The sequence below is a fragment of the Rheinheimera sp. genome (genome assembly GCF_030824435.1).
Taxonomy (GTDB): Bacteria; Pseudomonadota; Gammaproteobacteria; order Enterobacterales; family Alteromonadaceae; genus Pararheinheimera.
Window position 1 is genome coordinate 1 of record NZ_JAVBXS010000057.1, and the last position, 22,700, is coordinate 22,700.

A 22,700-nucleotide genomic window follows, 5' to 3' on the forward strand; every position below is an offset into this window, starting at 1 on the left:
GTTGGTTAACAACAACATAAAAAGTGCACTAAGTGCATACAAAATAGGCCGCAGTGCCGACTCGCGTTGCCTGGCGTCCAGCTCATGGCCACAACGTTGGCAATCTGCTTCTTCGCCGTCTTTTAAAGCTGGAAGTTGTTGTAATAAATCACAATAACGACAAAGCACCAGCTCAGAGTCCGGTGCTTTGTGTGGTGGTGCTGTGGCAGTAGCAACCCCGCTGTCGACGGATACCACGAAGTTAAATCGCTTCTTCGTCTTCTTCGCCGGTGCGGATGCGGATCACCCGTTCCACATCAAATACAAAAATTTTGCCATCGCCAATACGGCCGGTCTGGGCTGTTTTCATAATGGCTTCGACACAACGGTCAACCTGATCGTCAGCCACCACGATATCCAGCTTCACTTTTGGCAGAAAATCCACCATATATTCAGCACCACGATACAGCTCGGTATGGCCTTTCTGGCGGCCAAAACCTTTGACTTCAGTCACCGTCATACCGGTGACATTAATGTCGGCCAAAGCTTCACGTACGTCGTCGAGTTTAAAAGGTTTGATAATAGCTTCAATCTTTTTCATAAAACGATTCTACCGCTGTTTGCGCATGGCCGAAGTGATCGGATAGCGTCTGTCTTTACCAAAGTTCCGGCTGGTGATTTTTGGTCCCACCGCCGACTGACGTCTTTTATATTCATTTAAATCAATCAGATTTAATACCCGCCTGACCGTTGCTTCAGCATAGCCCATCGCCGTTATCTCCAACAGCGATTTATCCTGCTCCAGATAAGCTTCAATAATGGCATCCAGCTCATCATAAGGGGGCAAATTGTCCTGATCAGTCTGACCTGGCGCCAGCTCAGCTGAAGGTGGCCTGTCGATGACACGTTGTGGGATCACAGGTGAAATGCCGTTGCGGTATGCAGCCAAACGGAATACCAGAGTTTTTGGCACGTCTTTAATCACCGCAAAACCACCACACATATCCCCATATAAGGTGCAATAACCAACAGCGACTTCACTTTTATTGCCTGTGGTTAACAGCATTTTGCCGGTTTTGTTCGACATCGCCATCAACAGCACACCACGCAAACGGGCTTGCAGGTTTTCTTCAGTAGTATCCACAGCTTTACCGGCAAAAAGCGGCGTCAGCTGCTGCATATAGCTGTCGTACAGCGGTTCAATTGACACTATGTCAAACTGAACGCCCATGGTTTTGGCCTGGGCTGTGGCGTCTTCGACACTCATCGACGAGGTATAACGGAACGGCAACATCAGCGCCTGGACTTTGTCAGCGCCTATAGCGTCAGCGGCAATAGCGAGGGTTAAAGCTGAATCTATACCACCAGAAAGGCCAAGCACAGCGCCAGGGAAACCGTTTTGCTGAATATAATCGCGGGTGGCCATCACCAGCGCCTGATAAACCTCGCCTTCAAAAGATAAAGGCGCTGGTAAGCTAAGCTGGTGGCTCCCGGACAGATGATGTGCGGTTTTATGTAATTGAGCCCGGTAAATATCACGCTCAAAAGCCGGCGCCTGTAATACCAGCTCACCAGTTGGATTCACCAACATAGAGCTGCCGTCAAACACCAGCTCATCCTGGCCTTGCGCCTGATTGACATAAACAAAACCAAGGTTTAAACGTTCTGCGAGCGTGGTTAACAGGTGCTGACGCTGGGCAATTTTGCCGGTTTCATAAGGGGAAGCGTTGAGCACCAAAGCCCAATCCGCCCCCGCTGCTTTGGCAGCTGCCGCCGGATGACCGTGCCAGACGTCTTCACAAATCAGCACGGCAAAGGTTTGATTTTTAACAGTAAAAGTGCAGATACCTTCGGCATTGCCCGGCGTAAAATAACGTTTTTCGTCAAACACACCGTAATTTGGCAGTTCTTGCTTAAAATAGCGGCCAATCAGCTTGCCATTTTGAATCACACTGGCGGCGTTATACAAAACACCGTCCTGGCGCCAGGGGTGACCCACCACCAATACGCCAGCACAAGCAGCTGCCTGAATATCCAGCAAACCAGTTTCAACCAGCTGCAGCAAATCTTCACGAAATAGCAGGTCTTCCGGCGGATATCCGGTTAAGGTCAGCTCAGGAAAAACCACCAGATCGGTCGCTGCCTGCTCTGCCAGTTCAATCACCCGCAATACGTTTTGCCGCACTGCGCCTATTGGAAACTGTTGTTGCACCAGACTGATCGAAAGAGACTGCGACATGAGGTTTAACCTGTTCAGAAAAATTCCGCGCTATGGTAGCGATTTTTCAGCTTATTCTCAAACGCCATTGGCAGTGAAAGGCCTTAAACACCAATGAATTCTGCGAATTTCACCACATTTGCCGCAGCTTAAAACTACGCTATGGTTATAACTTAACACCGCGACACAAAAAGGATTTTGTGATGCCACTTAAAATACCCAACACCCGCATTTTTGCGATACAGCGCCAGCGCCGTTTTATTGCAGGATTTAGCTTGCTGGAATTGATGATAGTGCTGAATTTACTCTTGCTGTTGTTATTGATTGGTATGCCTTCTTTACAGGAAATGATGGCCAGACAACAGGCTGAAAGTTATGTGAGGCAATTAAAACAACAGCTGCAATACGCCAGAGTGGAAGCCATCAGCTCAGGCACTACAGTCACTTTTTGCCCTTTGCAGGGCTCTCAATGTGTGAATCAGTGGTGGCAAATCCCAATTCAGATCCTGCGCCAGACACCAGGTTCCGGTGTGCTGGCCAAGCTGCAGCAGCTGGATCGCCCGCAAAACTCCCATTGGCTTTATTACAACCGTGAACTACTGCAATTTCGCCGTGACGGCAGTTTAAACATGTTACAAAACGGCACCTTTATTTATTGTGCCAAACAATACCGCTGGCATTACAAACTCAGTATCAGTCAGGCCGGGCGCAGTCAGCTGAACTATGTTGATACACCCTGCCCACAATAACAACAAACAAAAATCCCCCTGCGGCTTCACAACTGCAGGGGGATACGTTCACAAAACATCCTGGTCCAGCGGATTTTTCAACCTTGCCAGCTACTGTAACCAGCAAGTTGTCTCAGGTTGACTGCTTTTAACACCATACTGATCTAACCGGAATAACAAACAATCTTTGTCCTGTTGTTGTACTCCTGTTGCTGCTGCACTGAGTTGGTAACCCTGACTGGTTAATAACGCCGAGATGCGAAAACGCCCCGACTCCGTCAAATAACTGCTATCAGGAAAACCAAATTCTGTTAAGTCAGCACTGTATCTGTATTGTTCAGCCAACAACAACTGCTGCATATTGGCGACTTTTAACAGTTCAGCACAGGCTTCACGCCGGTAGCTACTCAACACATGCTGCTGATAACCCGGTATTGCAACAGACAAAATGATGCCAATCAGCGCCACCACCACCATAATTTCAATCAAGACAAAACCAAAAACAACATTTGCTGTGCTGTTCATCAATGCACCTCTTCCTGACGGTAAGTGGCCAGCTGCTGCCATTGTGATAATTGCTGAACATTCAACACTTCAGTACAACCAGCGCATGAAGCCGCAACACCACGCAGCGCTTCCAGCACCAGCTTACCATCTACACTTTGCTGCAAAGCCAAACTGCCATCCTTTTGAGTTGCCAGACGTAGTGGCAGCTGCATCGGTATTTTCAGCTCCGGATCGGTATATACAGCGGACGCCTGATATAAGTGCAGTGCCAGCAACACATCAGCCTGACGCGCTTTATCACAGGCTAAAGCAGCGGTGGACACACTTTGCATTGGCAAGTACAACACACCAGCGATGATCTCCGGCAAAGCCAGCGGCTGTCCTGCCAGGGATTGCACCCAGCCAAATGCACTGCCTGGACTTGTCGTCTGACGGGCTGGCAGCTGAGTGCCCGCGGCTGCCGGCTGATGGTTTTGCTGCACATCCGCCAACAATAAAGGCGCGGTCATCTGTTCCGGTAAAAACAGCACCATCAACTGATATTGCTGCTGCCTTTCAGCAAGCAGCACCACCACATCCACGGCTTTTCTGCTGACACTTTGTGATGTTGCCCCCTGTACCGGCAACAAGGCTCTGACTGCAAGCAGCCGGCTGGCAAATGACAAACCTTGTCCTGTCAGGTTGGCCACCAGCGAACTCTGGTAACTAAAATCGCGGGCCATATCAAGCCGCAATAATTGCCCTTGTTCGTCAATCTGATAAATCCGATCAAAGGCTCCATCACCATCCAAGTCCAAAGTTGCCGGTGGCGCCTTTAACGCGCCAACAGCAACTGCAGCTTGTTGGCCCTGACGGTAACCACTTTGTAAATCCAATTCAGTCAGAAGCTGACCTGTTGCCGCACTCAGCAGCCAGAGTGCCGGCTTGGCTGCCGTTGCAGAATTAATCAATAACACCGCTTGTTGTTTTTCCAGCCAGGCGAGCACCGGTGTTTGCAACCAGGCATTTTGCTGAGCCGTGGGTGGCGACCAGCGCCACAATAAACGCGGCGCTTGTAAGTCGCTCAGGTCAGCACGCTGGTATTGATCAGCTGCCATATCGTGCCAAACCACATCGGTGGATACCGCACGTGGCTGAGACGTCGCTGCCCCGGTTTTAGCTGAAGTTGCTGCGGGCAATAACAACAAGGGTGGAGCAATTAAAGAGGCAGCATCAGCTTCAGGCAAAACACCTGTTGCTGGTAGTACGGTGTCAGATAATAAAACGCCAGTAGCTTCAGCACCAAACCAGCGCAGATTGCCCTGTTCATTGCCAAGCTGCAGCCAGATTGGCTGACCTGCGCTGTTGTTAAACGGCAGTGGTACTGTATCCGGACGGGGCGCTGCACAAAAAGCGCCGGTGATAGCCGGCGTTGCAGCCAGCTCCTGATAACTTAAATCAGCTTGTGGCTGATAAAAGCGTATAGTTGCCGCCGCCGTCCCTGCTGCAAATGCCTGAGCAGGCGTGGTCAAAGTGTACAAGGTTGTGATCAACCAAAGCCCAAGAGTCCATTTGTTCATCACACACCTCCTGCAACAACGGACGCTAAGTCCCGCCGCCATACCAAAGTCCCCCAGGGTTCAGCTTCATCCGGCGCTGTAGCGGTATCCGCCAGCTGTAACAACTGACATTGCTGGCTGGTGTCACTCCAGACCGCCCACTGTGGCGGGCAGGTAATACTGGTAGCTCCGGGTTGTGGCGCTGCGGCCAGCTGCTGTAACTGGCGTAGATGTTTAACTTTCATCGTCAGGTAACGCTGCGTTTGCAGCTGCCCTGCTATACCTATCCGTTGGCTGAGTTGACTGATAGTCAAAGCGCTGAACGCCATAGCGCTGACCATCACGATAAAACACAAACAGACAACAAGCACAAATCCTTTGGCCTGCATCTTGATTGCTCCTTCAGTTAATAGTTGTGAAAGGTGACTGCGCTGGACACCAACAAGCGGCGATAATGATCACCAGGTGCCTGGAACAGCCGTTGTCCCAAGGCGTACTGCTGCACATTGGTATAGTGTTTGTCCGGTATCGTACTGCGTACCAGCACAAAAAAACGCAGCTGCAATACCTGACCACTGCGTTGCTGCCAGACATCGGCAGAGATTTGGTCCATATCACTGAGATAGTCCACCTGACCGTCAAAATTGCTGTCGATACCGACGTCGAAATGCAACATTTCCACCCCATCCAGCACCGAATCTGTGTCCATCGTCAGCTGGCCACTGGCCTGGCGCACCAGTCGTTTACGCATCAGCACCGGCACTTGCTGCTGACCCTGCGTCTGCAAGGCTACATAAAATAACTGATGCAAATATGGCCAATAGGTAAACTGAGCACCGCCCGATGCCTGACTGACAAATTGGTATTGCCGACCCTTTTGTTGTAAATACACTCTGTTATTTTTAGTCTGAGCGGCAGTCAGCGGAGCCCCCGCCAAGCGTTTTAATTGTAAAAAACCTGAGCCTTTGTGCATTGAGGCAATACAATCCGGGGTATGAACTGCCCCCACAGTACCGGCAAGCACTGGGACAAAAACTGCAGAAGCCTTTGGAAAACTGCCACTATCAAGTGCACTGCGGCAATCTCCCTGCACTGTAATAGCTGATGGCGCCGGCAATAAGCCGGGATTGGCACCAGCCCAGAAATTCTGATTCGTCAGTTCCTGCTGGAAAAAACCCAGCACAAACTGCCCACTTTGTTGGAGTTCACTCAGTTGGCTGGTTTGTTTAAACGCCTGATAATTTACCTGCCAGCTATTGACCAGCAGCAGTGTCAACAACAGGCTCAGTGCCATAGCAATCAGCATCTCAATCAAAGTCCAGCCACGCTGGCATATAATGCCTGCCATGTTAAAGTCCCCGCCCCGGTAACAACTCCAGCTGGAAATGACCTGGCCTGACCGGACACAAAGCAGATTTACGCTGAAATGACGCTTGTTGCAGCGGTTGCCAGCTCAGGTTGACTGCCGGGCCGGCAGCACTGCTGCGAATACAAAGTTGTGCCTGAGGCAACAAAGCTGAAGGTGCAAAAAGAGGACCGACACTTGCGGTGAGCTGCGCTTGCAGCAGCATCTGCGGGTCGCATAAGCCTGCGCTGTTACAAGGTGCCGCTGTTGGTTTTTGTTGAATATCGGCCTGAAAATGGCTGGAGCTGGCTGCAACCGACTGCAGGGATGACATCACATCGGCAGCTACCGCAGCTGCAATCAGACGTTGTTGGGCTTGCAGTACCTGCTGTCTGGCATAAATCTGACAACTCAGGGCGCCAAGCATGCCAAGACTAAACAGCAGGCAGCAGATCAATAACTCAAATAAGGTGAATCCTTTCATTGCCGGTGTATCCTTACACCAAAATGATTACCTTAAATTTACAACTTAAAAACAAAAAATCAAACTTACCCTGAAATTTAACCCTGCATCAACCCCAGCATTTGCGGACTATTGTTGCAGTGTTAGAGCCGGCCGCAGTGCGGAGCCCAGCCTGATTTAAGGTTAAAGTCGCGCAACTGATGTCTTTTAATTGTGGCCCTTTTGGTGCTGCTGTTAACACAAAAGTCTGAGCAGCAGCATTCAGGCTAAAAGCATAAAAGTTATCCAGATCAATACGGCAACTGGTTTGCGGTAACACTGTGGCAACCCCGTTGGACTGACCATAATTCATCGAACCGGTATAAACCCGTTCCATAAACTGCGCCAGTTCATTCATACAGGAAGTTGCTGCGGCACGCCTGGTTTCCAGTACGTATTTGGCATACGCCGGCATCGCCACTGCCGCAATAATGCCAACAATAGCCACCACCACCATCACTTCCATTAAACTAAAACCCTGCTGCCGGCGCATCTTCACTCCTTAATTACTGATTTCATGCCAGGACAACATCTGCCGGGCCACTGAAGCATTGACTGCGGTTCCGCACATATTGACGCCGTCACAATTGGCAAGCGCCAGCACATTATTGCCATTTTTGGCAAAAGTAACCACGCTGTTTAAACTGCCAACTCTGATCCCACTGACATCAGTGGCAGTGCCTGACACCTGTACCTTATCGGCATGATCAAAGTTTTTATCTTTTGAGCTGTCAAAAAAGACTTTTTTCAACCTGCTGCCGCTATAAGCCGACAACGCCATGATGTAACCTGAACCACTTGGGTTACACACATTGGTATCGGGAATAGTGGTATTGAGCACTAAATCGCCGCCCAACATTGAAGGCATATCAACAATACGTTCGTGAGCGTCCACCAAATCCATATACCAGCCTTTTTTACCTGTTGTCAGGCCTGCGGCATAACTGACCACCCGCTTATCACCCACAGTGGTAATAACACGAGCATCCAGCTCGGCTCTGGATGCTACTGCAGGGCCATCCATAATGCCGTACATACTTTGTTGGTCGGGATTTGACGGATCATCCTGATTTAAATAACGTCCGGTGCCAAAAAACAACCAGGCTTTGCCGGTTTTCGGATCCACATTGGCCAGTATGCCGCCGGTAATCATCTGGCGTTTACCGGCGCTATTGGTGGCCGAAAACAAAGGCTGACCATTATTGGCGATAGTCCAGCCGGCTTCGTTTGCCGCCGACAGATCAAACTTCCAGACATGACCATGTAAATCGCCGCCATATACCCAATCGACATTGCCGTCATTATCAATATCCAGAGTACTGATTTCTGACATGCCATTGGTGTCGGTGGACGTGCCTTTGCCAGTTGGCAGTTTTTTAATGATATTTCCGCTCAGGATGTCGATCACCAGAAGGCCGGACTGTTCAGTACTGTTGTTATAGCCATAACCTGCAATGAGCGCCCAATGTCCGCTTTCCAGCCGGAATACCTGGGGCTCACCAAGATAAACGCCCAATTCAGCAAAAGTTTTATCCCACAACACATTGTTGCCGCTAAAACTGTCAGGGCTGGTTACATCCAGCGCAAAGAGCGCATTGCCACCACGGCCCTGACTACCAATCAACACACTTTTCCAGTTGTTACCATCATAAACATCCACCACTGTGGGTGAACCATCAACCGAAAAAGCATGCTGATAGTTTTGTTCCGAGTATTTTTTCAGGATGTTGGCCTTACCATTACTGCCGCTCAGTGGCGCCATTACAGCAGCCGGAATAAAAGCCAGCAGCTCCCGGCCGGTGTCGGCATTAAAACCATGCAACATACCGTCGTTACCACCCACATAAATCACCGGGGTGCGTCTTTTTACACTGCCTTCCAGAAAACTGCGATATGACGCAGCACCAGCCCAGCTATACCTGTGATAACTCATATCTACAGGCGCAGAAACCAACTCAGGCGAAGAGTTCACTAAGTCACCCAACAAGCTGGTTCTGTCACGCAGCAATCCACCGTTTTTCTTTTCTCTGGCCTGATCACCCCGGATATAGTCAATCAAAGTCTGATCATTGTTAAAGGCTTTTTGCTCGGCCGCACTCATCTCACTCCAGACAAAAGACTTAGCGCCGCCACTACTACTGCCAAACCAAATGTTACGGGCCGCAGGCGCTGGCAATTGTTCACTGGCTTTCCACACTGGCGTACTGACATCATCCACTTTGTAAGACCATAAATCGCCAGCCCAATCACCTGCAACAAAACGCGCCTGATAGACATTGGATTCGGTTTGCAAAGAGTTAATGGCCGTAGCGGCGATATTGGACGCTGAGCCTGCCCGCGCTGAAATATTGGCTAAGGTATTGGCAAGACCTGTGGAAAAAACACTGTATTTATTGGCACTGAAAAAACCACCCCGACCATTGACACTGGCATGCAATAAATCGTTAATTTTGTTTTGTTTTTCACTACCGCCCCACCAGTTCACCGCACTTTTACCACCGATGGCATTAAAGCCCTGCTCTGCGGTGACTGTACCCGTCACCCCAAGACCCACGCCAAAGGTCACCATATGTTGCCAGAAAGCCGGGTTCAGATTTGGCATTGGCACAGGCACTGAATTCTCCATGTCAGGGCGCAAATCGTTTTTCCAGTATTTCATCGCCACATCGGCCAGCGTATTGCCGTAACCATCCCGGAACGGGTCGCTGGCTTGATAAGTGTAATCCGGGTTATTTGGCCCCGTCATAGTGACACCATCAGTACCATCCTGATTGCCACCCGCGTCCACTGTGCCGTCGTAATAACCGTCCGTCATCAGAATGGTAAAATTCTGCCGGCATTCTAATTTTGCCGAGTTTGGATCTGATGGCACTGTAAGCCAGGGTTTGTCGCTTTGATAATATTGACCTGCTTTATCAAGAGCAGCCAGCAAAGGGGTGCCGCCGTCGGCTTTTTTGCCATGTAACCAGCTGAAAAAACCACTACGATTGCCACCGCCAAAAGGCGCAACATCGGCGGTCACAACACCGCTGTTAATAGCACCATAACCAACACGCATAGATGTTAACTGACTTTGAAAAGCGCCTGAAACACCGGCCTTGGCCAACATCAGCCGGGTACGGTAAAACGAAAACCAGTTGGCGAATTTTTGTTTTTCAGCAGCCCCAAGATTTGCAACATTGACGTACTCATAGCAACTGTCGCTGCGTTCAGCCGAAGTACAACCAGTGTTGTATTTAAAATAAAAGGCCGGACCCGCAGTCCGGTTGCTGGCACTGCCACTAATAGCAAAACCATAAGTGCCATTACGGTTTGGATAATAAAAATCGGCAATTAACGCGTAATATTGGCTGCTTAAATTGACTGTTCCCGAAGTAGGGCTATAGCCATTATTGGGGGCCGCATCAAAAGAGGGTTCAGGATAAGGCGTCACACCATCGGCCTGTAGTGGTAGCGGATAATCTTCTGTCGGGTCAAAATAGACAGTATTGAGCTGACTGGAAGCTAGATATTTGCGGCCACTTGCACTGCAGGCCAGCGCTTTGGCACCGGCGTAGTTAATTGTTGATCCACTACAATCATGACTCAGGTTAAAGTCTGTATCCAGTTCATCCGGCATAAAACCCCAGCGCATTGAGCCGGAGTCATCCAGAATAAACAAAAGGTTTGGCGCTACCGCAGTCCCTGTTTCCAGCGGTGCCTGAGCAATATCCACTGCAGCTTGTGCTGTACTTACAGCAAAACAAGCACCGAGTAGCAGCCACTGGCCGCGGACAGCAAAAGGTTTTTTCGCAAATGACATCATTGTTCTCCTGCAATCATTTTGCTTAGATCCGCCAGATAGCCTGGATGGTTACACTGGCGCGGCCTGCCACTGGAGCTGTTCTGGCCGTCACCCGGTAGGTTTGTTTTTCACACAATGGGTCTGTCACTTTACAGGTTGGATTTTGTGGATCCGGCCACATACCAAGGTTTTCCACCATAAATTCACCTGTGTAGTTGTTGCCATTTACCGCCAACGCAACCTGGCCGCGGTTGGCCCAAGCCACCGGGTCCTGCCATAAATCCGGGGCTCCGGCCACCGGTGCCGGTAAGGTTGCGCGATACCAGCCAGACCCGGCTGGTGGTGGCAATAAGGTGGCCCCCACCTGCCTGACTGTCGCTTCTGCTACCTGTTTGGCAATTTCCCTGTCGTTAAAATTAGCCGCCATTTTTTCCTGCAAAGTGGTGCTGCGCATCGCGCTGACTGCCAGCAACGTCATGGCAACCAACAATAATAAACTGATCACTAACGCCATACCGCGGCTGTTGGATCTTGAGTGTTTCATCTCAAATCTCCCTTCTGTTGCGTAAATTAACAACCTGACTGATTTGCCGCATGCCAAGGGCCATTGGTGTTTTGATATTGTCTTCCAGGGTTAACACCGCCCGTACCGACATCACAGTTTCCCAGTCCACAACAGCAGGCGCATCCACATAGTTGGCGTTGCCTCTTTGCAAATACTGCAATTGCAGGTTGGCAACCCCCGGAATAATTTCTTCCACCCGGAGCTGACCTGCCACCACCACCACCCGGTACAACGAATTCAGATTATTGCGGGTGCCGACAAACCAGGCCGCCGACTCCATTGGCATCACAAAACCGGCATCACTACTGATATTGCGCTGATAAGGTGTGCCATTGGGCGCTACACCAAACTGCAGGATGCGGTTGCCCGGTGTACCGGCGCCTACCGCATGACTCAGGGCATTGCCTGCCACTGCTGTCACCTGAAAAATCAGCCCCCATTTGGAGTCGCAGGACATCACTATATCGTTGGCGACTATGCCTGCCAGATTCTGATTAATCGTCATGGCCGGGTTGCCGGCGGCATTATGCGAAACCACAGAAGCACTGATACCACGGCCATACATCACCATCAGCGCATCAGTATTGGCCAGTGGCACCACAGCGCCATTACTGAAGTTTGGAAAAGCGCCAAATTCAAACCCCTGTAAACCACCAGTCCAGTTGTTCCACCAGTCCAGTGGCGGATTCAGAGCATTAAACACTTGAGGCACCATGACGTTACTGCAACCTGAGTAGCCGGCATGCTGGATATCCTGACTTAACAGCTGAAAACTGACCTGACTGGCTTGTTGTAACTGACTGATTTGCTGATTCACTCTGTTGGTTGTCTGATTGGAGATATAAACCCCAATCACACCGGCCACCAAAAAGGTGCCAAGCAGCAGCGCCACCATCAGTTCAGTCAGAGAAAAACCCTGCGCCCTTTGAAAAGTCCGGAACATGATTAAATCCTTGCCACGTGGGTAATGGTCATAGTGGTGCTGCCGCCAAGCGCTCTGGAGTCATCCCATTGCACTGTCACAATGTAAGTGCGTGTGCCGGCGTTATAAGTCACACCACCACAACTGGTGCCGGAGTCCCCAAAGGTGGTCAGAATTTCATTCAGCCAGTTGGACTGCTCAACACTCTGAATGGAAGCGCCGGCGGACAGCTGAGTGCATTGTAATGGCAACACAAAACTGCCGTTGCCGGCAGCTGCCGCATTGGCCCTGATGCGCTCAGCCATACTGCTGGCTAATAACACCGCCATGGTGCGCTGGTGGGCACTTTGCGTATTACGGATATTGGCCGTCTGCAAACCGGCAACCCCCAATAAACCAACAGAAAGCACCAACACCGCAATCAGCACTTCCAGCAGGGATACGCCTTTTTGCAGTTTCAGGCGGGCGCTCAAACCGTCTTGCCCGCGGCGAAGATTCAATTTCATCGACAATTCCTCAATGATTAGTTTTCCGATCAGGTGCAAACACCCGAAGCATCGGACGACAACACCTGAATACGGCCACCGGAGTCAAACTGCAGATCACGGATATTTGGCTTGGTTTGTGGTTGGGCGACACAAAAGCGGATTTGTGCCGACAAAGGTGTATTGTTGGCAGGCATTCTGGCCAACCCCTGAGGGGTAAAACGAACGGCATGGCCTGCAGCCGCCAGGCTGGCATCTGAACTGACTTTCATCGGTGCCTGCGGAAACAAACCCGAACGCAAAGCCGGTACTGTAGGCGCAGCCATGGCAACAGCTGCGGTTTGTACTATCCAGCCTTCCCAGCCGCTGGCTGCCGGCACAGTGCAGGTCATATTGTTATTGGAGTGACAAAAAACAACGGCTTGATTCAGCCGGATGGCTTCGCTGCGGGCATAAACCAACGCGGTACGGATTTCATCCGTCTGACCACTGAGTTTATTACCGCTGATCAGGGAGCTAAAAGAAGGCAACATAATGCTGAGACTGACAATAAGCACCGTCATCGCAACCAGCAATTCAATTAAGGTGACGCCACGCTGATACTGCTGTTGTTTCACCGGCACTGCAAAATCTCCCTTGTCACTTGATTAGCACAGGCAACATATTTGTTGCCGAAGCGTAATTTAATGTAACAAGATGGCGAAATAACAGCCTTTTCTGACCAGCGGTAACAACAGCCGACAAACGGTAACAAGAGAAAAAATGGACTTTTACAGCGACCCCGCCAGCAACTGCCGGATTTTTGCCAGCTCACGCCGGCTCACTTCCAACCGCTGACTACACTGCCAGAGTTCGAGCAGATGTTTACCGTCGCTCTGATGGTGCAGGGCTTTAATCCGACGTTTTAACACCAGCGTATTGCGGTGAATACGCACCAGCTCTTGCCCAAACTGCTCTTCCAGCTGTTTCAGGCTGAGATCACTTAAAGCTTCACCGCCGGCAAAGACAAAACGGACATATTTGTCTTCAGCCTGCAGGTAGAACATTTGTTGCAGCTCAACCCTTTGTAAACTGTTGCCACTTTTGTAGCTTAACCATTGCTGCGACTGCTGTTTTTGCAGATGAGCTTTGGTGGTGAGGCCAATACGTTGCAAAGTGGCCGCCAGCTGTTCAGCACTGACAGGCTTCAGCAGATAATCGGCAGGCGCCACCTGATAAGCCTCCAGCGCATGTTGTGGATGAGCGGTCAGAAACACCACTGCAGGTGGCAACGGCAGATGTAACAATTCAGCCGCCACACTTAAACCATCACGGCCCGGCATTTTAATATCAAGAAACACCAGGTCGGGCTGTAAACTGGCAGCCAGTGCCAGGGCTGTTTCGCCGTCACTGGCTTCTGCCACCACCTGATGCTCAGCAAAAGCCGACAACAGGCGTTGTAATCTGGCTCTGGCTAAAGGTTCATCATCAACAAGCAGAATTTTCATCAGACATTCCCGACAGTAGTGATCAATGGGACCACCAGCTTGACGCGAAATTCACCTTGTTGGGTGCTGGTGCTGAGCCTGGCTGCTGCACCAAATTGCAACTCCAGCCGACGTCTGATGTTGTCCAGCGCCATACCATTGCCGCCACGCCCCGGCAATTCAGGCAATGGATTGGTGACCAAAATGGTTAAAAATGCATTGGATAACAGCAGTTCAACACTAATGGTGCCACCTTTATGGCAACGCTCCACCCCGTGATGTACTGCGTTTTCCAGCAGCGGTTGTAACGTCAGGCAGGGCAACTGCGCTTTTGGCAATTGCGCCGGCACCTGCCATTGCAGCTTTAATCTGTCACCAAGCCGCCATTGCTCCAGCGCCAGATAACGTTTTGCCAGCGCCAGCTCTTCCTCAAGCTCAGCCACAGTACCGGCATTTAGCGCGGCACGGAACAAACTGGCAAGATCCAATAACGCCGCTTCAGCAGCAGCCGGATCCTGCTGGGTCAGCTCTGCCACAGTATTTAAGCTATTAAATAAAAAGTGTGGTCTTATCCTTGCCTGCAAAGCATCCAGTTCTGAACGTGATTGCGCCTGCAAACGCCAGCTGTGCTCAATATAAAGCGCAAATAGCTGTATGCCCATACCGCCGACCAACAACGCAATCAGCATGGTTTGCAAAATAAAAGCAAGATAATCGGCGCGACTTTGCCAGCCATGATGGCTCAACAACATAAAAGCCGCAGTGCTGACCAGCAGGGTCACCAGCAATAATAACAGCAGGGCTACGCCACTGAGTTGCCGCGGCGGCAGATGTAATAAAGGTTTTTTAAACTGACACAACAAGGCAACTGTTAATAAAGCCACCCAATGCACAAACAAAGACACCAAACCAAGGCGGGCCCAGAAATCCTGATCCAGGGTGGGCGCCAGCGACAATAAAATGGCCAGCGCCTGTGCCAATACCAGCACACGCACCACAATACGGCCCTGGCAAAAAGCCGGCAACAATTGCTCAAACTGCAGATTTAACGCCGATTGAGCTGTCATGCTGCTGTTCCTTAACGAAGTTCTGCCGGTACAGCAAAGACCACGTTTTCTTCACGGCCCGGGTGTTCAATCACTTGTTTGCCACCCCAGACTGTCAGTTGCTGCACCACTTGTTGCACCAGCACTTCTGGCGCTGAAGCACCGGCAGTCACACCCACTGCTTTTACATCCGCCAACCACTGCTGCTGAATATCAGCAGCGGTATCAATCAAATAAGCTATGCAGCCCATTTTTTCAGCAAGCTCACGTAAGCGGTTGGAGTTACTGCTGTTTTTGGCACCAACCACCAACAATAACTGCACTTTAGCCGCCAGTTCACGTACCGCATCCTGCCGGTTTTGCGTGGCGTAACAAATATCGTCTTTACGCGGGCCTTCAATATCCGGGAATTTTTTCCGCAGTGCATCAATCACATCAGCGGTATCATCCACCGACAAGGTGGTTTGACTGGAAAAGCACAAATCAGCCGGGTTTTTCACCTCCAGCTGTTCGACATCTTCCACCGACTCCACCAGATAAATACCACCGGCCGGGTTATCGTATTGGCCCATAGTGCCTTCCACTTCAGGATGGCCGGCATGACCAATCAGAATACACTCCACCCCTTTGCGGCTGGCGCGGGTCACTTCCATATGCACTTTAGTCACCAGTGGACAGGTGGCGTCAAATACTTTTAAACCCCGTTGTTTGGCATTTTCCCGCACCGCCTGCGACACACCATGAGCGGAAAAAATCACAATGTTGCCATCCGGCACTTCATCCAGTTCGTCAACAAAGACCGCACCGCTGCGACGCAAACCGTCTACCACAAACTTGTTATGTACCACTTCGTGGCGTACATAAATCGGCGGTTCGTACAGCTCTAAAGCGCGGGAAACAATGCTGATAGCACGGTCAACACCGGCACAAAAACCACGGGGATTGGCGAGAAAAATATCCATCTTTAGTTTGTTACCTGCACAATTTCAACGTTAAAGGTCAGCGTCTGGCCGGCCAAGGGGTGATTAAAATCTACCGTCACTGAATCACCCACTACTTCGCGGATAAGACCCGGCAATTCAGAACCATCCGGCATGGCAAAACCAACGATCATGCCAACCTGAGCCGGCGCTTCCATGGAAAACTTACTGCGGTCGACATAATAAATATTATCCGGGTTTGGCATGCCGTAAGCATCTTCAGGCGCCAGCGTAAAAGTTTTTTTATCACCGGCAGCTAAACCCGCAAGTTCAGCTTCAAAAGCCGGTGACAAAGAACCATCACCCATCTGCAACCTTGCCGGTTTGTTATGCACCCTTGTACTTTCTGCGGCGCTGCCATCAGACAGTTTGATATCAAAGTGAAAAATGACAGTACTGCCAGCTCCAATCAACATAACTCAACCACTCTTATTTAGTTTTATCTACCACATCGGGTGAAAAGCTGTCCCAAATCAACAGGCCTGCGCCAATGGTAATAGCGCAGTCGGCAATATTAAACACAGGGTAATGCCACTCTTGATAATAAACATGTAAAAAATCAACAACATAACCATAGAGGCTGCGGTCAATCAGGTTGCCGATAGCACCGGCAACAATCAGCACCAGCGCCAGCGATAATTTCCATTCGGCCCGTTGTAACCTCGATAACCAAACACTGAGTACGATGGATACCACCACGGCGATCAGCGTAAACAACCAGCGTTGCCAGCCACCGGCATCACCCAGAAACGAAAAAGCGGCGCCATAGTTGCGGGCATAAGTAAAATTAAATACCGGCAACAGCTGAATAGATTCACCCAGCTCAAAACGCTGCAACACCCAGATTTTGGTCAGCTGATCCGCGACCAGCACCAGAAGCGCCAGCCACCAGAAACGCCAGCCGGACTCTTTAAATAACACCATTATGCAAAGATCCTCGGTTCACCTGCACCTTCAACGTTGTCGACACAACGCAGACAAATCAGCGGATGAGCGGCATTGGCACCGACATCGTGACGATGATGCCAGCAGCGATCACATTTAGCTGCCGTTGAGGTATGCACCTGCACCTGCAAACCGGCAATGCCAGTGGCAATAGCATCGGCAGGGGCAGCACCTTCAGCCACTGTTGCTGTTGAAGTAATCAGCACAAAACGCAGCTCATCACCCAGTTGACGCAGGGACTGCGCAAGAGTTGCATCTGCATATAAGGTCACTTCAGCCTGTAAAGAAGCACCAATACGGCCTTCTTTACGCACAGTTTCAATGACCCGGTTCACTTCGTCACGCACCAGCAATAACTGTTGCCAGAAGGCATCATCGACTTTACCTGCCGGCACAGCGGCAAAACCCGGGTACCAGACGCCGGTAAAGACAAAGGGTTCGCTACGCTCTGGCAAACTTTCCCAGATTTCCTGCGCGGTAAAACTCATCACAGGCGCCATCCAGCGCACCATAGCTTCAATAATATGATAAAGCGCCGTCTGACAAGAACGACGGGCCAAACCGTCAGTTTTGGCGGTGTACTGGCGGTCTTTAATCACGTCCAGATAAAAACTGCCAAGCTCAACAGTACAGAAGTTCATTAATTTCTGACTGACCTGATGGAACTGGTAATCGTCATAATCGGCAATGATTTCCTGTTGCAGCGCTGCAGCGCGTTGCACCATCCATAAATCCAGCTCTACCAGTTCGTGCAGCGGCACTAAATCAGTGGCCGGGTTAAAACCATTCAGGTTGGCCAGAATAAAACGGGCGGTATTGCGAATACGGCGGTATTTATCAGCGGCGCGGTTCAGGATTTCATCCGACACTGTCATTTCGGAGGTGTAGTCGGTGGTGGCAACCCATAAACGCAGAATATCGGCGCCCAGTTTGTTCATCACATCCTGCGGCGATACCACGTTGCCTAAAGACTTCGACATCTTGCGGCCTTCACCGTCTACGGTAAAACCGTGGGTTAACACTTGTTTATAAGGTGCGTGATTTTTAATAGAAACGCCGGTCATTAACGATGACATAAACCAGCCGCGGTGCTGATCCGAACCTTCTAAATATAAATCGGCCTGAGTGGCGCCGCCAAATTCAGGGCGAGGGTCAATCACACAAGCGTGGGTGACACCAGAGTCAAACCACACATCCAGGGTGTCAGTCACTTTGACATACTGTGCAGCTTCGGCGCCTAACAAAGTGGCAACATCTAAATCAAACCAGGCCTGAATGCCTTGTTGTTCAACCAGTTTTGCCACCTGCTCCATCAGATCTTTGGTATTCGGGTGCAAAGCACCTGTGTCTTTGTCGACAAAAAGTGCAATAGGCACACCCCAGGTGCGCTGACGGGAAATACACCAGTCCGGACGACCTGCCACCATTTTTTCAATACGCTGTTGACCCCAGTCTGGGATCCAACGGGTATTTTCAATTTCACTCAATGACTTGGCACGTAAACCGGCCTGTTCCATGCTGACAAACCATTGCGGCGTGGCACGGAAAATAATCGGCGTTTTATGGCGCCAGCAATGCGGGTAACTGTGGTTATAAGCTTTATGCACCAACAGCGCACCGGCGGCTTTTAACGCTTCCACCACAGAGTCATTGGCTTTAAAAACATGCTGACCGGCAAAAAGTGGTGTGTCCGGCAGATACACACCATTGGCGCCCACAGGGTTCGCCACTTCCAGGCCATATTGTTGACCGACCACAAAGTCTTCCTGACCATGGCCAGGTGCAGTGTGTACAGCACCGGTACCTGAATCTGTCGTGACATGAGAGCCAAGCACCACAGGCACGTTAAAGTCATACAGCGGGTGTTTTAACTGCGCCAGCTCCAGCGCGGCACCTTTGCAAAAACCCAAGGCATGGTATTTTTCAATGCCGGCACGGGCCATCACGTCTTTGACTAAATCAGTTGCCAGCACCAGACGTTCAGCACCATTCGGGCCTTCTTCGACCTGCACCAGGCTGTAATTTAACTCGGCATTCAGCGCAACGGCGCGGTTTGCCGGAATAGTCCAGGGGGTTGTGGTCCAGATCACCACTGATACCGGGCCATGACCACGATGACCTTCTGGATGGTCAAATTTGTCGGCAACGGCTTCGTCAACAAAAGCAAAACGCACATCAATGGCCGGAGAGACTTTGTCCTGATATTCCACTTCAGCTTCAGCCAAAGCAGAACCGCAGTCGGTACACCAGTGCACCGGCTTAAAGCCTTGTTGTAAATGACCATTTTCGATAATACGTGACAAAGATCGGATAATATTGGCTTCAAAAGCAAAATCCATAGTACGGTATGGATTGTTCCAGTCCCCTAATACACCTAAGCGGATAAAATCAGTTTTTTGCGCTTCAATTTGCGTTAAAGCGTATTCACGGCATTTTTCACGAAATTCTGCCGCAGATAACTTCACACCTGGTTTGCCGTATTTTTTCTCTACCACCAGCTCAATCGGCAGACCATGGCAGTCCCAGCCAGGTACATAAGGCGCGTCAAAATCATCCAGCGTTTTGGCTTTTACAATAATGTCTTTCAGAATTTTGTTGACCGCGTGACCAATGTGGATGTTGCCGTTGGCGTACGGCGGGCCGTCGTGCAGAATAAAGGTTTTTTTGCCTTTTTTAGCGGCCCGGATTTGACCGTATAAGTCGGCCTGGGTCCAGTTCGCCAGCATTTGCGGTTCACGCTGCGCCAGGTTGGCGCGCATGGCAAAAGCCGTATCCGGTAAGTTCAGCGTTGCTTTATAGTCTGTCATCCGTTTATTTCCGTGTTAGTTCTGTATTGACCCGCTTTGGCGTGCCGGCAAATTTTAATTGTTTTTGTTGCTGAAAAACTGCCGCGCCGCGGCAGCGTCCAGCTGAATTTGTTGTTGTAACTCGTTGAGCGACGCAAACTTGCGCTCAGCGCGGATTTTATGCCGCAGCAGCACTTCAATCTGCTGACCGTATAAATCCCCCTGGAAATCAAAAAAATGCGCTTCCAGCTGTTCTTGTTTGCCCTGCAACGTCGGTCTCGCCCCTATATTGGCAACACCGTGAAAATGGCCATGAGCAGTCAAAGCTTCAATGGCATACACACCCCGTACCGGCAATTTATTGCGGTATAACCAGACATTGGCCGTTGGAAAACCGAGCTGACGCCCGACTTTTTCACCATGGCGCACCCGCCCCATTAACGAAAACGGCCGCCCCAACATCTGCTCAGCCTGCTCAAGCTCATTCTGTTCCAGCGCTTGTCTAATCAAAGTGCTGGACACTCTTTTATCATCTTGTTTTAAGCTGGCTGTGCTGGTCAGGCCAAAACCAAACTGCGCAGCGGCCTGTTGTAACAAGGCATAGTTCCCGGCGCGGTTTTTGCCAAAACAAAAATCATCACCCACTATTAAATGGCGCACCCCGAGTTTGCCAAGCAATAACTGCTCGATAAAACCTTGTGGGTCCTGTCCTGCAAAGTCAGCATTAAAATTGACACAAAGCAGTCGGTCTAACCCCAGCCTGGCGAGCCAATGATACTTCTCACGAAAGCGGGTCAGGCGCGCTGGCGCAGCTTCTGGCTTAAATAACTCCAGTGGCTGCGGTTCAAACACCATCACCACAGCAGGCAAATTTAAAGCAGCGGCAATCTGTTTTACCTGAGCAAGCACCGCCTGATGTCCCAGATGTACACCGTCAAAATTACCTATGGTCAGTACACAATCACGGTGACCAGGTTTGATATTATGCAGGCCGCGAATTAGCTCCATGCCGGATTAACTACTCTGTGTTGCTGTCTAAACGGCCGATTATAACTGCATCAGCTTTTAGTTTCAGCAATTGTCTGTCTTTTCAGCTGACTCAAACGCACGCCAAACAGCCAGAGCAGGCCAAAATACACCGGCACTGCAAGTAGCACCAGCCACAATAGGGTCAAGGCTTTGCTGGCAAAAGCCATATTCAGCCAGCCGTGCAATGAAGGTGAACACCAGAACATTAAAGCGGCCATCAATGCCGCTGCCAGCATGGCTTTACCAAGCAACCACAAGGTGGTGCTGTTGATCCGGTAGATATCACGTTTGACTAGTCCCTGATATAACAACCAGGCGTTTAACGAACCAGACAAGGCGGTGGCCAGTGCAAGGCCGACATAACTGATAAAAGGCGCCAGCATCAGGTTAAACACCATATTGGCGACCATGGCAATAATACCAATACGCACCGGGGTTTTAATGTCTTGTCTGGCATAAAAAGCCGGTGCCAGCACTTTAATCAGCATAAGAGGCACTAAGCCCGATGCATAGGCAATCAGACTTAAACTGCTCTGACTGGCATCAAAGGCGGTAAATTTACCGTGCGCAAACACCGTTAGCAAAATGGGTTCAGCCAGTACTATTAAGCCCGCCATCGAGGGCAATCCCAATAAACAAATCAGGCTGACAGACCAATCTAATGTGCGTTTAAATTCATGTTGATCATCGGTGGCAAACTGACGCGACAAACTTGGCAATATCACAGTGGCAATAGCAATACCAAAGATGCCAAGCGGAAATTCCAATAAACGGTCAGAGTAATACAACCAGGCGACTGAGCCTGTCATCAGAAAAGAAGCAATGACAGCATCAAGCAGTAAATTAATCTGACTGACCGACACCCCAAACAAAGCAGGTAACATCAGGGTCCGGATCCGGGTGACATGTTCATCTTTCCAGGCCCAGCGCGGTTTGACCAACAAACCGGCTTTGGCCAAAAAAGGCAACTGAAACACAAACTGCAACAAACCACCTAAAAATACCCCCCAGGCTAAGGCAGTGGATGCATCGTCCATGTAAGGTGTTAACAACAAGGCGGCTGCTATCATGGCAATATTCAGAAACACCGGACTAAAAGCCGCCACGGCAAATTTGTTGTAAGTGTTCAGAATGGCGCCGGATAACGCGACAAAAGTAATAAACCATAAATATGGAAAAGTGATTTTTAATAAAAAACTGGCATGTTGGTATTTTTCACCATCAGAGTTGCCCTGCAAATAATCCTGAAACCAGCCCATACCAAACAGCGCCATCAGCACAGGGGAGCCAATCATACCAAGCAGAGTCACGACAGTGACTATCAGACCCAGAGTCCCTGAAGCTTTAGCCATGAGCTCACGCACAGCGTCATCACCGTGTTTGGCTTTGACTTCAGATAACACAGGCACAAAAGCCTGAGAAAACGCACCTTCGGCAAATAAACGCCGTAAAAAGTTCGGAATGCGGTTGACCATCAGAAAGACGTCAGCCATAGCACCGGCCCCCAGCACATTAGCGGTTACGACATCACGGACCAGACCAAGCAAGCGCGAAATTAATGTCATTACACTGACAATCATGCCTGATTTTAATAACTTAGCTGACACAAAACCCTCCTTTTCCTGCTGGCTTGCTATTGTCGCCTGAGCGTCTTGTGAATACCAGTACAACAAGGATTTAATTCTGCTTTGCGCTCGTAAAATCATTTGACAAGGGCCTACAAAATAGGCATATTATGCGGCCTTTAAAGAGTCCCGGTTTAGTTTTTAGGAGTGTTACCTTGGCTAACATTAAGTCTGCTAAGAAACGCGCTATTCAATCAGAAAAGCGTCGTCAGCAAAACGCAAGTCAGCGCTCAATGATGCGTACTTTCAT

23 protein-coding genes and 1 pseudogene are annotated in these 22,700 nt (G+C 50.1%); 2 read left to right on the top strand and 22 right to left on the bottom strand.

Annotation, left to right across the window (positions count from 1 at the left end; translation table 11 throughout):
- The 3 genes and pseudogenes from RCH83_RS12180 to RCH83_RS12190 all read right to left on the bottom strand — a co-directional run.
- Nucleotides 1-237: pseudogene (locus RCH83_RS12180) on the bottom strand (hypothetical protein); the annotation flags it as partial.
- Between the two features lie 4 nt (nt 238-241).
- Complete coding sequence (glnB, locus tag RCH83_RS12185) at nt 242-580, bottom strand: nitrogen regulatory protein P-II (RefSeq protein ID WP_031567605.1); 339 nt, start codon at nt 578-580, stop codon at nt 242-244.
- Between the two features lie 9 nt (nt 581-589).
- Nucleotides 590-2,218 carry an NAD+ synthase gene (locus RCH83_RS12190; protein WP_306522438.1) on the bottom strand — a complete coding sequence of 543 codons (1,629 nt, stop codon included), beginning with the start codon at nt 2,216-2,218 and terminating at the stop codon, nt 590-592.
- A gap of 182 nt (nt 2,219-2,400) precedes the next feature.
- Between RCH83_RS12190 and RCH83_RS12195 the strand changes: the two genes are divergently transcribed.
- On the top strand, nt 2,401-2,946 hold the full coding sequence (locus RCH83_RS12195) for a GspH/FimT family pseudopilin (protein ID WP_306522440.1): 546 nt from the start codon (nt 2,401-2,403) through the stop codon (nt 2,944-2,946).
- Between the two features lie 90 nt (nt 2,947-3,036).
- Here the strand turns inward: RCH83_RS12195 and RCH83_RS12200 are convergent, their stop codons facing one another.
- The 19 genes from RCH83_RS12200 to murJ form a co-directional block, all read right to left on the bottom strand.
- The gene (locus RCH83_RS12200) at nt 3,037-3,450 is read right to left on the bottom strand and encodes a type IV pilin protein (protein WP_306522443.1); all 414 of its coding nucleotides are present in this window, start codon (nt 3,448-3,450) and stop codon (nt 3,037-3,039) included.
- Nucleotides 3,450-4,991: a hypothetical protein gene (locus tag RCH83_RS12205; protein WP_306522445.1), complete on the bottom strand. Its 1,542-nt coding sequence runs from the start codon at nt 4,989-4,991 to the stop codon at nt 3,450-3,452. The genes RCH83_RS12200 and RCH83_RS12205 overlap by 1 nt, the downstream gene beginning before the upstream one ends.
- Complete coding sequence (locus tag RCH83_RS12210; protein ID WP_306522447.1) at nt 4,991-5,359, bottom strand: hypothetical protein; 369 nt, start codon at nt 5,357-5,359, stop codon at nt 4,991-4,993. The genes RCH83_RS12205 and RCH83_RS12210 overlap by 1 nt, the downstream gene beginning before the upstream one ends.
- A 17-nt stretch (nt 5,360-5,376) precedes the next feature.
- Nucleotides 5,377-6,318, bottom strand: coding sequence for a PilW family protein (locus tag RCH83_RS12215; RefSeq protein WP_306522449.1), 942 nt, complete (start codon nt 6,316-6,318; stop codon nt 5,377-5,379).
- A gap of 1 nt (nt 6,319) precedes the next feature.
- Nucleotides 6,320-6,799, bottom strand: a complete 480-nt coding sequence (locus RCH83_RS12220; RefSeq protein WP_306522452.1) for a prepilin-type N-terminal cleavage/methylation domain-containing protein — start codon at nt 6,797-6,799, stop codon at nt 6,320-6,322.
- Nucleotides 6,800-6,887: 88 nt separating this feature from the next.
- Entirely contained in the window at nt 6,888-7,310 is a 423-nt protein-coding gene (locus tag RCH83_RS12225; RefSeq protein WP_306522455.1) for a type IV pilin protein, read from the bottom strand.
- Nucleotides 7,311-7,319: 9 nt separating this feature from the next.
- The gene (locus RCH83_RS12230; RefSeq protein ID WP_306522457.1) at nt 7,320-10,619 is read right to left on the bottom strand and encodes a pilus assembly protein; all 3,300 of its coding nucleotides are present in this window, start codon (nt 10,617-10,619) and stop codon (nt 7,320-7,322) included.
- Between the two features lie 25 nt (nt 10,620-10,644).
- Nucleotides 10,645-11,145: a PilX N-terminal domain-containing pilus assembly protein gene (locus tag RCH83_RS12235; protein ID WP_306522459.1), complete on the bottom strand. Its 501-nt coding sequence runs from the start codon at nt 11,143-11,145 to the stop codon at nt 10,645-10,647.
- A gap of 1 nt (nt 11,146) precedes the next feature.
- A complete protein-coding gene (locus RCH83_RS12240; RefSeq protein ID WP_306522461.1) occupies nt 11,147-12,109 on the bottom strand; it encodes a PilW family protein in 963 nt (320 codons plus the stop codon).
- Between the two features lie 2 nt (nt 12,110-12,111).
- Nucleotides 12,112-12,594 (bottom strand): type IV pilus modification protein PilV, encoded by a 483-nt coding sequence (gene pilV / locus RCH83_RS12245; protein WP_306522463.1) that lies wholly within the window; start codon nt 12,592-12,594, stop codon nt 12,112-12,114.
- A gap of 29 nt (nt 12,595-12,623) precedes the next feature.
- On the bottom strand, nt 12,624-13,196 hold the full coding sequence (locus RCH83_RS12250; RefSeq protein WP_306522465.1) for a GspH/FimT family pseudopilin: 573 nt from the start codon (nt 13,194-13,196) through the stop codon (nt 12,624-12,626).
- Nucleotides 13,197-13,343: 147 nt separating this feature from the next.
- Entirely contained in the window at nt 13,344-14,060 is a 717-nt protein-coding gene (locus tag RCH83_RS12255) for a LytTR family DNA-binding domain-containing protein (RefSeq protein ID WP_306522467.1), read from the bottom strand.
- Nucleotides 14,060-15,106: a sensor histidine kinase gene (locus RCH83_RS12260; protein WP_306522469.1), complete on the bottom strand. Its 1,047-nt coding sequence runs from the start codon at nt 15,104-15,106 to the stop codon at nt 14,060-14,062. Before RCH83_RS12260 ends, RCH83_RS12255 begins: the two co-directional genes overlap by 1 nt.
- Nucleotides 15,107-15,117: 11 nt before the next feature.
- Nucleotides 15,118-16,047, bottom strand: coding sequence for a 4-hydroxy-3-methylbut-2-enyl diphosphate reductase (gene ispH, locus RCH83_RS12265; RefSeq protein ID WP_306522471.1), 930 nt, complete (start codon nt 16,045-16,047; stop codon nt 15,118-15,120).
- A 2-nt stretch (nt 16,048-16,049) separates the two neighbouring features.
- The gene (gene fkpB, locus RCH83_RS12270; protein ID WP_306522473.1) at nt 16,050-16,481 is read right to left on the bottom strand and encodes an FKBP-type peptidyl-prolyl cis-trans isomerase; all 432 of its coding nucleotides are present in this window, start codon (nt 16,479-16,481) and stop codon (nt 16,050-16,052) included.
- Between the two features lie 13 nt (nt 16,482-16,494).
- Nucleotides 16,495-16,989, bottom strand: coding sequence for a signal peptidase II (gene lspA, locus RCH83_RS12275; RefSeq protein ID WP_306522475.1), 495 nt, complete (start codon nt 16,987-16,989; stop codon nt 16,495-16,497).
- Nucleotides 16,989-19,817 carry an isoleucine--tRNA ligase gene (gene ileS / locus RCH83_RS12280; protein ID WP_306522477.1) on the bottom strand — a complete coding sequence of 943 codons (2,829 nt, stop codon included), beginning with the start codon at nt 19,815-19,817 and terminating at the stop codon, nt 16,989-16,991. The genes lspA and ileS overlap by 1 nt, the downstream gene beginning before the upstream one ends.
- Before the next feature lie 54 nt (nt 19,818-19,871).
- Nucleotides 19,872-20,804: a bifunctional riboflavin kinase/FAD synthetase gene (gene ribF, locus RCH83_RS12285; RefSeq protein ID WP_306522479.1), complete on the bottom strand. Its 933-nt coding sequence runs from the start codon at nt 20,802-20,804 to the stop codon at nt 19,872-19,874.
- A gap of 50 nt (nt 20,805-20,854) precedes the next feature.
- Nucleotides 20,855-22,531: a murein biosynthesis integral membrane protein MurJ gene (murJ, locus tag RCH83_RS12290; RefSeq protein ID WP_306522481.1), complete on the bottom strand. Its 1,677-nt coding sequence runs from the start codon at nt 22,529-22,531 to the stop codon at nt 20,855-20,857.
- Nucleotides 22,532-22,605: 74 nt separating this feature from the next.
- Between murJ and rpsT the strand changes: the two genes are divergently transcribed.
- Nucleotides 22,606-22,700, top strand: a 95-nt coding sequence (rpsT, locus tag RCH83_RS12295) for a 30S ribosomal protein S20 (RefSeq protein ID WP_306522483.1), incomplete at its 3' end; no start/stop codon positions are given.

Coding starts and splice junctions, on each gene's coding strand:
- fkpB (WP_306522473.1), bottom strand. CDS start 16,481: ATGTTGATTGGAGCTGGCAGTACTGTCATTTTTCACTTTGATATCAAA.
- murJ (WP_306522481.1), bottom strand. CDS start 22,531: ATGATTTTACGAGCGCAAAGCAGAATTAAATCCTTGTTGTACTGGTAT.
- lspA (WP_306522475.1), bottom strand. CDS start 16,989: ATGGTGTTATTTAAAGAGTCCGGCTGGCGTTTCTGGTGGCTGGCGCTT.
- RCH83_RS12190 (WP_306522438.1), bottom strand. CDS start 2,218: ATGTCGCAGTCTCTTTCGATCAGTCTGGTGCAACAACAGTTTCCAATA.
- RCH83_RS12210 (WP_306522447.1), bottom strand. CDS start 5,359: ATGCAGGCCAAAGGATTTGTGCTTGTTGTCTGTTTGTGTTTTATCGTG.
- RCH83_RS12255 (WP_306522467.1), bottom strand. CDS start 14,060: ATGAAAATTCTGCTTGTTGATGATGAACCTTTAGCCAGAGCCAGATTA.
- RCH83_RS12235 (WP_306522459.1), bottom strand. CDS start 11,145: ATGAAACACTCAAGATCCAACAGCCGCGGTATGGCGTTAGTGATCAGT.
- ribF (WP_306522479.1), bottom strand. CDS start 20,804: ATGGAGCTAATTCGCGGCCTGCATAATATCAAACCTGGTCACCGTGAT.
- pilV (WP_306522463.1), bottom strand. CDS start 12,594: ATGAAATTGAATCTTCGCCGCGGGCAAGACGGTTTGAGCGCCCGCCTG.
- RCH83_RS12225 (WP_306522455.1), bottom strand. CDS start 7,310: ATGCGCCGGCAGCAGGGTTTTAGTTTAATGGAAGTGATGGTGGTGGTG.
- RCH83_RS12220 (WP_306522452.1), bottom strand. CDS start 6,799: ATGAAAGGATTCACCTTATTTGAGTTATTGATCTGCTGCCTGCTGTTT.
- RCH83_RS12195 (WP_306522440.1), top strand. CDS start 2,401: ATGCCACTTAAAATACCCAACACCCGCATTTTTGCGATACAGCGCCAG.
- RCH83_RS12260 (WP_306522469.1), bottom strand. CDS start 15,106: ATGACAGCTCAATCGGCGTTAAATCTGCAGTTTGAGCAATTGTTGCCG.
- ispH (WP_306522471.1), bottom strand. CDS start 16,047: ATGGATATTTTTCTCGCCAATCCCCGTGGTTTTTGTGCCGGTGTTGAC.
- glnB (WP_031567605.1), bottom strand. CDS start 580: ATGAAAAAGATTGAAGCTATTATCAAACCTTTTAAACTCGACGACGTA.
- RCH83_RS12215 (WP_306522449.1), bottom strand. CDS start 6,318: ATGGCAGGCATTATATGCCAGCGTGGCTGGACTTTGATTGAGATGCTG.
- RCH83_RS12240 (WP_306522461.1), bottom strand. CDS start 12,109: ATGTTCCGGACTTTTCAAAGGGCGCAGGGTTTTTCTCTGACTGAACTG.
- RCH83_RS12200 (WP_306522443.1), bottom strand. CDS start 3,450: ATGAACAGCACAGCAAATGTTGTTTTTGGTTTTGTCTTGATTGAAATT.
- RCH83_RS12205 (WP_306522445.1), bottom strand. CDS start 4,991: ATGAACAAATGGACTCTTGGGCTTTGGTTGATCACAACCTTGTACACT.
- RCH83_RS12230 (WP_306522457.1), bottom strand. CDS start 10,619: ATGTCATTTGCGAAAAAACCTTTTGCTGTCCGCGGCCAGTGGCTGCTA.
- ileS (WP_306522477.1), bottom strand. CDS start 19,817: ATGACAGACTATAAAGCAACGCTGAACTTACCGGATACGGCTTTTGCC.